At 61.0% G+C, this 12,666-nt stretch carries 11 protein-coding genes; 4 read left to right on the forward strand and 7 right to left on the reverse strand.

Translation table 11 applies throughout. The annotated features are described in order from the left end of the window. Positions 1–263 precede the first annotated feature (263 nt). The 5 genes from EV664_RS15935 to EV664_RS15955 form a co-directional block, all read right to left on the reverse strand. On the reverse strand, positions 264–1,004 hold the full coding sequence (locus EV664_RS15935) for an alpha/beta fold hydrolase (RefSeq protein WP_211338523.1): 741 nt from the start codon (positions 1,002–1,004) through the stop codon (positions 264–266). A 48-nt stretch (positions 1,005–1,052) separates the two neighbouring features. Further along, complete coding sequence (locus EV664_RS15940) at positions 1,053–1,388, reverse strand: sigma-70 family RNA polymerase sigma factor family protein (RefSeq protein WP_133496716.1); 336 nt, start codon at positions 1,386–1,388, stop codon at positions 1,053–1,055. Beyond that, positions 1,351–1,968: a sigma-70 family RNA polymerase sigma factor gene (locus tag EV664_RS19805; RefSeq protein ID WP_133496781.1), complete on the reverse strand. Its 618-nt coding sequence runs from the start codon at positions 1,966–1,968 to the stop codon at positions 1,351–1,353. Before EV664_RS19805 ends, EV664_RS15940 begins: the two co-directional genes overlap by 38 nt. Beyond that, positions 1,943–2,359 carry a carboxymuconolactone decarboxylase family protein gene (locus tag EV664_RS15950; RefSeq protein ID WP_211338524.1) on the reverse strand — a complete coding sequence of 139 codons (417 nt, stop codon included), beginning with the start codon at positions 2,357–2,359 and terminating at the stop codon, positions 1,943–1,945. Before EV664_RS15950 ends, EV664_RS19805 begins: the two co-directional genes overlap by 26 nt. Positions 2,360–3,197: 838 nt before the next feature. Further along, entirely contained in the window at positions 3,198–9,716 is a 6,519-nt protein-coding gene (locus EV664_RS15955; RefSeq protein WP_133496718.1) for a putative Ig domain-containing protein, read from the reverse strand. Between the two features lie 30 nt (positions 9,717–9,746). Between EV664_RS15955 and EV664_RS15960 the strand changes: the two genes are divergently transcribed. From EV664_RS15960 to EV664_RS19810, 4 genes are all read left to right on the forward strand, one after another. After that, positions 9,747–10,256 carry a phage tail protein gene (locus EV664_RS15960; RefSeq protein WP_133496719.1) on the forward strand — a complete coding sequence of 170 codons (510 nt, stop codon included), beginning with the start codon at positions 9,747–9,749 and terminating at the stop codon, positions 10,254–10,256. 37 nt (positions 10,257–10,293) lie between these two features. Further along, positions 10,294–10,821, forward strand: a complete 528-nt coding sequence (locus EV664_RS15965) for a phage tail protein (RefSeq protein WP_133496720.1) — start codon at positions 10,294–10,296, stop codon at positions 10,819–10,821. 14 nt (positions 10,822–10,835) lie between these two features. After that, positions 10,836–11,357 (forward strand): phage tail protein, encoded by a 522-nt coding sequence (locus EV664_RS15970; RefSeq protein ID WP_133496721.1) that lies wholly within the window; start codon positions 10,836–10,838, stop codon positions 11,355–11,357. Positions 11,358–11,458: 101 nt separating this feature from the next. Then, positions 11,459–11,854 (forward strand): GNAT family N-acetyltransferase, encoded by a 396-nt coding sequence (locus EV664_RS19810; RefSeq protein ID WP_425326421.1) that lies wholly within the window; start codon positions 11,459–11,461, stop codon positions 11,852–11,854. Positions 11,855–11,925: 71 nt separating this feature from the next. Here the strand turns inward: EV664_RS19810 and EV664_RS19445 are convergent, their stop codons facing one another. Together EV664_RS19445 and EV664_RS15985 are read right to left on the reverse strand one after the other, a co-directional pair. Further along, a complete protein-coding gene (locus tag EV664_RS19445) occupies positions 11,926–12,459 on the reverse strand; it encodes a DUF6916 family protein (RefSeq protein ID WP_211338525.1) in 534 nt (177 codons plus the stop codon). Further along, entirely contained in the window at positions 12,459–12,662 is a 204-nt protein-coding gene (locus EV664_RS15985; RefSeq protein WP_133496723.1) for a hypothetical protein, read from the reverse strand. The genes EV664_RS19445 and EV664_RS15985 overlap by 1 nt, the downstream gene beginning before the upstream one ends. Positions 12,663–12,666 lie beyond the last annotated feature (4 nt).

A 12,666-nucleotide genomic window follows, 5' to 3' on the forward strand; every position in this document is an offset into this window, starting at 1 on the left:
GGCTTCCAACACTAATTTCGGTCTTTCCGAGGTAACGAACCGCTACCCGATAGCCGTCGTTACAAGCACGCCCGAATATCGGCAAGATCGGCGGCGATAGCTGACCGTGGAGCTGACTTGCGGGGCGCGTCGTCGCTGGTGCCGTCCACTAAGCAACCAAATGACGATTCTCTGTCTGAAATCTATGTCTCGCTTTGCGTCAGCGGAAACTGGCTAACAGGCGATGAAGAGAATTAAGCTTGGTCACCACTTTATATAGACGGTCAAGTTTCCCGATCCAAGAACTCCTCGACGGCCGCCGCGAAAGCATCCGGAGCGTCGATATGCACCGAATGTCCGCCTGCGATTTCTATATAGCTCGTCTCCGGACGCTCCAGAGCCATGGCCTTCAGCTCTTTCCGATCAGAGAGTGGACTATCCGCGCCTTTAACGACCAAAGCGGGACAATGGCTGCTGAGCCAGGTATGCTCATGATTGCCATTCAGTGCTTCCACGGATAGCAGATATTCCTCAATTTCGAAGTTCAAGCGCCAGCCATCCTCAACGCGATGTATCAAGTTCTGCAAATAGGGAGACAGGCGGGCGCCAATGCGTTCTTCCAGCTTCTCTTTTAGCGGGAACACTCCAGCCCATGAGCGCGTAAACTCGCCCTCTTCGTCCAAAGATGTCCCTATATCGACGATGACCGTGCGCGACACGCGTTCCGGCATCCGGGCGGCCATATGATAGGCCACGACCCCGCCGAAGGAATGCCCTATCATAGGCACAGCGGACGTGATTCCGATATGATCCAGCATCGCAGCCACGTCAGAGACATAGGCATCAATCTGGTGATCCCGCGAAGCATCGGTTTCGCCAAAACTACGCTGGTCCAGAGCGATGACCCGCCATTTCTGCGCTAACGCCGCCGCCAGACCTTCAAAATCGAGCGCATTCATCCAGTGACCATGCAGTGCTAAGACCGGGGGGCCGGGCGCTTCCTCATCAAGATAGGAAAAGGTCAACCCATGATGCTTAGAACTGTGGCGGTGCATTGGTGTATATTCGGGGGCTTATCCTTGGGTGAGCGATGGTTTCGAGGCGGCGATGTGGGCGAGCTTGTCCGGGTTTCTAACGATCCAGACCGCCGCGATCCGTTGCGCCCTTGTCGCGATGGCGGTCGTCTGCAAAACACCCCCCACCTCAACGCTGACAAAGCCAGGGGTTCCATTTATGCGCACAAGAGCGGGGCACGGCTTTGCGGGGTGATCACTCTTGCGCGCAATGCCGACAAAGAGCGAAGCTGCCCGTCGTGCTCCATGCAGTATATTGATAGCGGCAGGGACCTTGCCACCGCCGTCAGTATGAATCTCAATGTCTTCCGTAAACAGCGCAAGCAAAGCCTCCATGTCTCCTGTTCGACTGGCTTCCCAAAAAGCGCGGACAAGTCTCTCGTCTTCCGCGATATTGCCCGATGCTACGGGCTCGGCGCCTGCCATTAGCTTGCGCACGCGAAACGAGCTGCCTTGCCGCCGCGTCGGTCCCTCCTGTAACATCAGCTATCTCTGCGTAGGTAAAATCGAAAGCCTCGCGCAGAAGAAAAGCCGCGCGCATCGGAGGTGCAAGCATCTGCAAAGTCAGAAGAAGCGCAATTCGAACATCTTGTGCTTCCGAAAGGAAGCCCTCCGCATCCGGTGCCCGCTCAGTAATTAGCGGGTCGGGCAACCACGCACCGACATAGCGCTCTCGCCGCACCCGCGCTGAATGCAGATGATCCAGACATTGGCGTGCTGTAATCGTCGTAAGCCAGCGTGCAGTATCGTTGACTGCGGCGTGATCGCTGCGGCTCCATCGCACCCATGCTTCCTGAACGATGTCTTCTGAATCGGTGAGCGATCCCGTCATGCGATAGGCAAGCGATTTAAGTCGGGGGCGATGAGTCTCAAATATCTGGAGAGTTTGGCTAGGCGGTATCCCGAGCCTCGACAGGGTGCTGGCTGCGAAAGCCGACCGCGATCCGGTTCCATGCGTTGATTGTGGTGATAATCAGGGTAATCTCGACCTGCTCCTGCGCGCTGAATGCTGCTGCCAATGTTTCGAAACTATGGTCATCTGCGCCCGTCGCTTCGACGCGGGTAAGCGCCTCGCACCAGGTAAGCGCGGCGCGTTCGCGTGTGCCGAATGCCGGGCTTTCCCGCCATCCGGCCAGAACGTCCAGCTTGCTCTGCGGGACGCCCGCCTTACGCGCGGCAGGCAGATGCATGTTCAGGCAATAGGCACAGCCATTGATCTGGGACGCGCGAATCTTCAGCAGTTCACGCATCGCCGCATCTATCGAGAGGCTTGCGAGACTTTCTTCCAGCGCGAACATTGGCTTCATTGCGTCCGGCGCCGCCTCAACATAGTTTAATCTTGATTTCGTCATACGTGCATCCTTTGAGGGGTTATGTCCTCATGACGAAACAGCACCGCATTCCGTGACAGAACTTTCGCATTCAGCAAAAATTCCAATCATGATGGGGCCGGTCAGATCGAGCAATATCGAGATTGGAAGTGACGAATGTCTGCCGAATTCTCCATTGGTTACACCGGAAAATCTGCAAACGTTTGCGCGCAATCACTTCTAGGCCACACGATTGAAGAAGCGGCCGTTCTATTCCTCGGAAATCGCTTGCCAGCTTTGAATGGCCGATATCGGGGCGCGAGGTCGACGGGCCGCATCACCGTCCTAGATGTCGTCTATGTTCGTCCGCTTTCGAGAGCAAACCCAGACACGTCGAATGGCCGAAATTGGGGCGCCAAGCTGTCACGCCAGTCCGCTCTGCAGAACGTCCGTTTTGCCTCTCTGGGCTCCTAAAAGCAGACTTTCCGGTTCGTCGACATAGCCGCCGTTCATCAGACACATTGATAGTGTCCGCGTTCGCGCTTGTCGCCCAAGGCACCGAATACCTGCAATTGGAGCGCTAAGTGGCCGTCAAGCCGCTCTATCGACGAGAATTTCCCAACGATTTGAGTGCCATCGCTTTCATATCGGGTGCGCCAAATTCGACAAGATACGTGAAGTCGCCCGGCAAATGCAGCGCGACATTGCCATCGTCGGCTATATTCACGTCGCCGCACGGGGCGTCGGTGCCCTGTAGCCTAACAAGTGCGCCGATGGGGCGGCAGGCTCAGACCAGCACGCGGTGATGCTGATCTGAGCCCGCCGAACCCTTGCTTCAGAACTGTCGGGCCACGGATATGCCTGCAGTGCCGTAGGTTGCGCCCGAGCCAAATCCACCGCCCAGATCGATCGTGCTGCTCCAGCCTCTTCCGAGCAGCAATTCGACACCGACCTCGCCCGTGAACGAGTCCATCAGCCAGGCCTCGTCGTTCAGACGATAGCGATAGGCACCGACATCGGCATAATCGAGCAGCTGCGCGGCGCTGTCCCTGAACTCGTGCCGCCATTCGAGCCGCAGTTGCGGGCGAACGGCACCCAGATTCAGACTGCCGCGTCCACCCAGCACGCCGGCGATCGAGCTAAGATCGCGCTTCGCGAACGCCAGGCTGTAGGTGCCGCCGCCGCGCTCGAAATAGGAATTGAGCGTTGCATCAACCCAGTCCAGCTTGCCGTAGAGCGAGATATCCGCCCGACCCATCGTCCGGTCGATGCCGCCCGACAATGACCCGAACAGCAGCTCCCCGCTGCGTACAGCATCGGCGGTCAGTCCATTGGCCGTTACCGAACGGCGGATGCGATAGTCGAGATCGCCAATGCCGAGCACGCCGTCGACGAAGAAGGCAGGTGCCGGGGACCATGATCCGTAAAGCGAAGCGGAGCTGGCCGCGGCACGCACACGTCCCGCGTCGTCCCGGCCCACCTTTGTCACACTGCGCCCATAGCCGCCGCCAAGTCCGATGATCAGGCGATCGTTCAGCTTGACGTCAACGCCAAGGCTCAGCCCCTCGCTGCTCAGGCGCAGTCGGTCGCGCCCGGCATCGGCGTCGCGTGTGCCAACAAGCACCGAACCGCCAACCCATAGCGCCGCCGATCCGACCGTGCGTTCGCTATTGTCCTCCGCAGCCGGTGTGTCCGCCGGGTCGGTCGCGCGCTTTGCCGGCACCCCTCCCCTGTTCGTCTCGGCATCGCCCCGGACCACAGCGCGACCGGCGACAGCCGGCACCGCCGCCGGATCAGCCATCGCCGTCTGGCCGGACCAGCCATTCGCCTCTGCCTCACGCTGCCATGCGGGTGTGCCACCGGTCAGCTGGACGCTGCTCGACATGCCGCCCGACCCCTGTCCGCCATTGTGCAATTGTTCGTTGCGCCGCTGAAAATTGCTCAGCTGTGCTGCGGCCAGTCGCCGTGCCGACTCCGCCTGCGCCGCCGACACGCCGGCAACGGTGGGGTCCGCAGTCGGATCGGGGCGCGCCGCCACCGTCACGCTCACACTCGCCACTGCCGACGTTCCGGCGACATTGGTCAGCGTGTAGCCCACCGTTGCCAGCCCGGCAAAAGTGGGTGCGGGCGTGACGATGAGTGCATAGCTGCCTTCGCCCCGCGCCTCGATCCGTGTCGAAATCGAATCTGAAGGAGTGACCGATACGATGGTCGCCGCCGTGAACGGACCGCCGCTTGCCCCCTCGGTCAGCAGGATCGTAACCGGCGAGGACTGTTCGGCGTTGGCGGAAAGGTTCACCGCCACCGGAACATCGGCGCGGACGGTGACGGTAACCGTAGCAGGCGCGGACGTACCGCCCGGCCCTACCGCAACAAAGTCAAAACCGTCCTGCCCGACGAAACCGACCTCAGGTTCGTACCGGGCGACGAAACCGCTCGCCGCTGCCGTTCCGATCCCCGCTGTACGCTGGGTCGGACTTATCAGCGTCACCGTGCCATGCATCGCCTGACGCACGAGTTCGACGCTGTCAAAATCGCCGGTGATATAGTCGTTGAGATTCAGCGTCAGCGGTTGCGAAGCGCTCGTCGTCGCGCTCGCTGCGACCTGCTCGGGAACTGGCAACACTTCGGGCGGCGGCAGTGCCACCGTGATGCGATAGGCGCGCGTCGCGCTGAACGGCCCCGTGCCGCTGCTGCTGTCAGTGGCGGTCACACTGAAATCGAAGCTGCCGCCATCGACAGGCTGGCCGGTGATGGCACCATCTGCCGCCAGGTTCAGCCCGGCCGGCAGCGCACCGCCGGTAACGGCGTAGCGATAGGGCGCAGTGCCGCCGGTCGCAACGATCGCTGCGCTATACGCCTCATCCGTTTTGCCATCGGGGAGCGATTCGGGCGAAAGCGTGATGGCAGGCGCCGCGATGGTGATCGTGAAACCGGCCTGAGCGCTTTGACCGGCGGCGTCGGTTACCGTCACCGTCACGCTGACATTTTCGGCATCCGCGACTGGCGTGCCGGAAAGCACCCCGGTGGACGGCGAGAATTCCAGTCCCGAGGGAAGCGCTGCTGACAATGCATATGCATAAGGTTTCGTACCCCCGCTGGCCGTAACCGGCTGCACCGGCGTCAGCTGCTGGCCTACCGTCCCCGTGACAGGCGCCTGTGGCTGAACGGCGACAAGTCCTGCCGCGGTGATGGTAAAGCTGCGGGACACTAACGGTGCTGCTGCGATATTTTCATTACCCGCCTGCTGCGCTTCGATCGTGCAGGTGCCCGATGCGACCAGCGTCGCCTGATCGCCAGCGACGGTGCAGACCGAAGGAGTGGCCGCAACGAAGCTGACCGGAAGGCCCGAACTCGCCGCAGCGACAAGGGTCACAGGTCCGCTGCCCAGCGCGATGTCTGCAGGGGCGGTAAAGCTGATCGTCTGTGCCGCTTTGGCGATCGTGAGGGTGTATCCGACCGCACCGCTGGTGCCGAACGCATCCGTCGCGGTAACGGTGAAGCTCACGCTGCCGGCAGCGTCCGGCGTGCCCGAAAGCGTGCCGTTGCCGGCCAGCGTCAGACCGGCGGGCAGCGTGCCGGTGCTTACCGCATAGCTGTACGGGGCCGTGCCGCCGGTGGCGGAGAGCGGCTGGCTGTACGCCGTTCCCACGCTGCCATCGGGCAGAGCGGCGGGCGTGACGTTCACCTGGGGTGAGACGATCGCGATGCTATAGGCCTTCGTCCCGGCATTACCGTTCGCATCGGCAGCGCTGAGCGTGAAACCGAACGAGCCTGCCGCCGTCGGTGTGCCGGATAGCAGACCGTCGCCCGACAGAGTCAGACCGGCCGGGAGCGCGCCGGATGCGATGCTGTACCCATAGGGCCCAACGCCGCCGCTCGCCGACAGCGTCACGCTATAGGCAGTGCCGAGAATGCCGTCGTCGAGCATATCGGGCGTGAGCGCAATCGTCGGCGCGACGATGTCGATCGTGTAGCTTCGGGCACCGCTGTTGCTGTTCGCATCGCTGGCCGTGATCGTGAAATTATACGTGCCCGCACTCACCGGCGTACCTGCGAGCGTCCCGTCGGTCCCGAGCGACAGTCCGGAGGGAAGCGCGCCCGCGCTCACCGCATAGCTATACGGCGCGGTGCCACCGCTTGCGCTGATGCTCGCGCTATACGGAGCGTTCGGAACACCATTGCCCAGCGTGGTCGGGCTAAGCGCAATCGTCGGCGCAGACACGGCGAGCGTATAGGCCTGAATCCCGCTATTGCCGTTCGCATCCGTCACCGTGACGGTGAACCCGAAGCTTCCCGATGTCACAGGGGCGCCGGACAACAGCCCACCGCTCGACAGGCTTACCCCCGAAGGCAATGTGCCGGAGGTCACGCCATAGCTATAGGGCGCAGCGCCGCCATTCGCGCTCAGGCTTTGCGAATAGGCGGCATTGATCGTTGCATCCGGCAGGGTGGTCGGATTCAGGGCGATCGTGGGCGACGATACGGCAAGCGTATAAGCCTGCGTGCCGCTATTATTATTGGCATCGGTCGCGGTGACGGTGAAGGTAAAACTTCCCGACGTCGCAGCAGCGCCCGACAACATGCCACTGCCCGAAAGACTTATTCCCGAAGGCAGCGCGCCGGAAGTTACCGCATAGCTATACGGACCGGTTCCGCCACCGGCACTCAGGCTTTGTGAATATGCGACATTGGTTGTCGCGCCGGGGATGTTGGCAGGTGTTACGGCAATCGTCGGCACGGCAACTGTCAGCGTATAGGAACGCGCACCGCTATACGGTCCGGTGCCGGTAGAGCTGTCACTGGCGCTGATCGCAAAGGCGAAGTCGCCGCTCTGGGTCGGCGTACCCGAAAGCGCGCCGCTGGCGGAAAGCGTCAGCCCGGTCGGCAACGCACCGCTGGCGATCGAATAGCTATACCCCACCGTGCCCCCGCTTGCGGTGATCGTTGCATTGTACGCTGCGTTCAGGGTGGCGTCCGGCAGCGTCGCCGGGGCAATATTGATGGCGGGTGCAAGGACGGTCAGGGCATAGGCCTGATCCCCGCTGTTCGCATTGGCATCCGTAGCGCGAATCACCAGATTGAACGTACCGCCGGCAGTCGGCGTGCCGGAAAGCGCGCCGCCGGAAGAGAATGTCACGCCCGGCGGAAGCGCCCCGCTTACCAGCGCGAAGCTATAGGGCGCCGCACCACCCGAGGCAGTAAGCGTCGCGCTATACACGTCGCCGACGCGGCCATCATTGAGCGAAGCCGGGGACAGGGCGATAGCCGGCGTCGATACGGTCAGCGTATAGGCGCGGTTTCCCGAATTACCGTTTTGATCCGTGGCGGTGGCCGTGAAGATGAACGATCCGGCCGCAGTCGGCGTACCGCTGAGCACACCGCCGCCGGACAGTGTCATACCGGCGGGCAGTGCACCCGACGATATGGAATAGGTGTACGGCCCGCTGCCTCCGGTCGCGCTGAGCGCCTGCGAATAGCTGACGTTGCGCGTGGCACCCGGGATCGTCGACGGCGCCAGCGAAACGGCCGGCACAGTCACCGTGATCGAATAGCTTTCGCTGCCCGTATAAGGTCCCGAACCGGTCGAACTATCGGTTGCCGTTACGGTAAAATTAGCGGTACCGCCCCCGGTCGGCGTGCCCGAAATGGTGCCGTTCGCGGCAAGGGTCAGCCCGGCGGGCAATGCACCGCCGGTCACGGCATAGCTATAGGGCACGCTGCCGCCGCTGGCGCTCAGCGTTTGCGAATAGCTCACATTGCGCGTGGCATCGGGCAGCGCGCCGCTTGCGGCAAACGCAATCGACGGCGCGGCGACGGTCAGACTATAGCTGCGCTGGCCGCTGTAACTGTCCTGATCGGTGGCCGTAATCGTAAAGCTGAACGCGCCTCCGGCGGTTGGCACGCCGGACAGCGTGCCGTTGCCGGCGAGGATGATCCCGGCAGGCAATGCGCCCGATGTCACTGCAAAGCTATAGGGCGCGGTGCCGCCGCTGCCGCTGATCGTCGTGGAATAGCTCGCGCCGACCGTGGCATTCGTCAGCGAAGCCGGCGAAACCGTGATCGTCGGCGCATTGACCGTGAGGCTCGCCGATGCAGCGCTGCCGGTCAACGCAGTCGGTCCGGATGCGGAGATCGTTCCCGTCGTCAGCGAATAGGTTCCCGATCCACCGGGCGTTACCTGCACCGCGATCGCGCAGGACGATCCGGGCGAAAGCGCGCTGCCGTTCGACAAAGAAACCGTACCGTTGTTCAGGCTCAGCGTGCCACCGCATGTTGACGACTGAATCATGCCGGACAGGTTGCCGGGCAGGTTCGCCGAGAACTGAAGCCCGCTAAGCGACACGCTGTTACCCGGCGGGTTGCTGATCGTCAGATTGAGCGTCGCGGTGGCGCCTGCGGCAATCGTCGAGGGACTGAACGCTGCGGCCAGTTGTGGCGCTTCGACATAGCTGAAGCCACCGGTCAGCGTCGCGGTACCGCCGCTGGACGTAACCACGATGTTTTTCGCTCCCGCGCTTCCGGCCGGTGTGCGAAACGTCAGACTGGTGGTGCTGCTGACCGTGACGCTTGTCCCCGGATTGCCGCCCACAGTCACATTCATGCCGGATATGAAATTATTACCCGTCAGGGTAACCAGCGTGCCTCCGGCGACTGTTCCGGCCAATGGCGATGCCCCGCTCAGCGTCGGCGGTGCTGACGCCGGTGTGATGCTGACATTATAGGTTACCAGATAATAATCATTTCTGGTTTCATCGAATATACTGACGTCAAAGACATCGTTTAAGCCACCAGATGCCGGGTCCGGCGTATATATCAGCCGGAACCCCCCATATGGAGTGTACCTATACTGTCCGTCATCGAAATCGTTGGGATTGGGCTGCACGGTACCGTGCTGAGGAATCGTGCCGAATCCGGCATATGGCACCCGGACATAGCTGTTGGGCTGACTAACGCCTCGGGGGCAGTCGGCTAGCGCATCTCTGCTAAGCGTCTGATTTTCGCCGACGGATACGTTGATCGTGCAATTTTGCCAGGTTTGTGCGTCCGCAAAACCCGGAACCATCATCCCGGCCAGCAACAGCAACGCTGCTGTCAGCCATGACCGCGCAGCACCTGCTGCTGACCTCGGCGCATAATGCTCCAGATACGATGCAAAAACGTTCAGGAATCGCGGCGTCATCATAGTGCCCCCGATCGCACGTGATGAAACCGGCCCCTGCCGGACGCACGACCCTATAAAACAGCAGTTATATGGCGGCCAGGATGCGTTCGGTTGTAAGTTCCGGAAATTTAATAAAATTCCGGTTCGTTCCGGATGGAGTTTCGCTTTCCATTCACCCCGTTTTGCCATGTACTGGCCGCGTAACGATGGAGAGATTCCATGGATTATTTCCTCGGCATGATCCTGCCGCTGGCCTTTGACTGGGCACCCCGGCAAACCGCTTTCGCGAACGGACAGCTTCTTCCGATCCAGCAGAATAATGCCCTCTTCGCACTGCTCGGAAACCGATATGGCGGCGACGGAACGAAGACGTTCGCGCTGCCGAACCTGAACGGGCGAACCGCCATCGGGGCAGGCAATCCCGCACGATCGGGAATCAATGTGGGCCAGGCAGCCGGTGAGGAAACGCACATACTGACCATCAACGAAATGCCCGATCACACGCATGCGCTGTTCGCAAACCAGGATACAGCGCAACAAAGTCTGCCCAATGACGCCGTGTTCGCTGAAGCCCCTGTTCCGACCTATGGAGATACCGGACAGATGGTGGCGCTGGGCGGATCTCCGCCCGGAACGAGCGGCAGTTCGCATGCGCACCAGAACATGCAACCGTTTCTGACGATCAATTGCGTAGTGACACTTTCGGGCATTTTTCCGTCGCGCGGCTGAAGGACGAGCTCCGGAAAACTGCCTCAGGGAGACCAATATGAGCGAAGCATATGTGGGGGAAATCCGAATATTTCCCTATCCCGCCAGAACGCCGAAAGGTTGGGCCGAATGCGACGGAAGCGTGCTGCGGATCGCGGAATATGAGACGCTGTATTCGCTTATCGGCACCACTTATGGCGGTGACAGGCGCTCCACCTTTGCGCTGCCGGATCTGCGCGGACGGGTTCCGATCGGGCAGGGAACGTCGCCGACCACCGGTTCGACGTACGTATTGGGTCAGTCTGCCGGTGCCGAGCGCGTGACCTTACTCAGCGACCAGATGCCGGAACATACCCATTCCCTCAACGCCGGCACCGCCGCCGCGACCGACACCGATCCGGATGGAAAGGTGCTTGCAAATGGCACGGCAGAAATATTCGTCGATGTTCCCGACGGCACCGTCATGATGTCCGCACAGGCAGTGGGGATGACGGGCGGCAACCAGCCCCATGATAATTGTGGCCCGACGCTGCCGTTACGTCCCTGCATTGCGCTATTCGGCGTGTACCCCTCCCGCGCCAATTGAAGGAGATTACAACCATGGAAGGGTTTATTGGCCAGATTTCCGATTTCTGCTTCGACTTTGCACCTTATGATTGGGCATTTTGTGACGGGAGCCTTCTCCCGCTCAATCAGTATACGGCGCTGTTTTCGCTGATCGGTGTTGTTTATGGCGGGGATGGAAGAACAAATTTCGCGCTGCCCGATCTGACGATGCGTTCGCCCTGCGGCGCCGGTGCCGGGCCGGGGCTGACCGTGCGCCGCGTAGGTCAGCCTTTCGGAGCTGCAGCGTTAACGCTGACGGAAGCGCAGATTCCCGCGCACACCCATGGTGTCCGTGCTGCGATGAAGACACGCAGCACGGCCTATACCGACCCGAATATCAATGCGTCGCTAACCTCATCGAGCCGCCCGGTATATTCAACGAGTCAGGCGAACACGCAGATGTCGCCGCTGTCGATCGCGAATACCGGAGGAACGCAGCCCCACAATAATATGCAACCGTATGTGGCGACCAATTATTGCATCGCCCTTCAGGGAGAATATCCGCAATTCGACTGATCCTCTCCCCGCCGCTCTCGCTTCGCGATGAGGGGGACAATGACGCAACGCTGGTCGCACAGATGCACGCTGCGTACAGGCGGGAAATATTTGCCGGGCTTATGCTCGCCGATGAACCATTGTGCGCACTGATCGCCCAGCAGCACCGTCTGTTCGAACATCATATCGCGCGCCATTTCCCTGATGCGGATCGCTGGATCATCCTGCACGGCGGCACGCCGATAGGGAGGCTGTGCGTCGATCGCACCATCGCGCCATGGCGCGTGATCGATATCGGCCTGATCGCTGACCATCAGTGCCGGAAAGTGGGCAGTACCGTTCTGACGGCATTGTGCAAGGCTGCAGCCGATATCGGCGCGGCGATTGACCTGCATGTCGGCATCGACAATCGGCGTGCCGAAGCGCTTTATCGCAGGCTGGGCTTCGTCAACGGGTCAAACGGAGCTGCAACGCACCGCCACCTGATATGGCATCCCGATACCCGTTCCGCCGTGTAGAACGCCAAATTCATCGCAACAGCGTGGGGAAATTATTCCCCGTGCGCTATCCGATGTCGGACCTGAAAAGCCTAGTTGAACACCGCCTGATAGCGCACACCTTTCGCGTCGCGGCCGATGGGTACAAGAAACACCCCGACGGGCTCGGCATTTTCAATGGACCGGTTGCGCATGGAATAGGTCCGCTGCGGCAAAACAAGCTGCGATTCACTGCGAAATATAAGCGAAAATGCTTCACGCATTGCGCCGGGATGAGGTGAGAGCTTGTCGATTTCCACCAGCGTCATGGCAATGCTGCTATCGCCCAGAAGGACGTCGAACACCTGATCGGCTGCCCTGGCATAGTCCTGAACTTCGGGCATCACTTTCCTTTTTCTGTGCTTTTCTTTTCTGCTTATCGATCCGGAATAGCAGCCGTTGTCCGGCGCGACACGCATTTCGTATCCGGTATGGAGGGATTGTCGGCTTGTGAGACTATGGCGTTTTTCGACACATGTTTCTCTGAACGCCGATCGCGGCAGGTCCGCAAATGCATCGGCACTGCAAGGGCGCGCGGGCTGTGCCGCGTCATTGCTGCCTTGCCGGGAGTTGACGCGGTGCAGCATCACCCTATTGCCGATGCAGCGCTGGTGTCGCTGACCTCCAGCCCGCTGCCGTGGCGATAAATTTCGACCTCGACGACGCCGGTACGGCGTTGCGAGGCAAGTACCTCAGGCGGTGTATGGCCGGACGCGTGCGCCGCTTCACAGGCGGCGATCACCGCTGCATCGTCGGCAAGGTCGATCCTGCGGACGAAGCGACGGGTCATGGCG

The sequence above is a fragment of the Stakelama pacifica genome, assembly GCF_004361835.1.
In the GTDB taxonomy this organism is placed as follows: domain Bacteria; phylum Pseudomonadota; class Alphaproteobacteria; order Sphingomonadales; family Sphingomonadaceae; genus Sphingomonas; species Sphingomonas pacifica.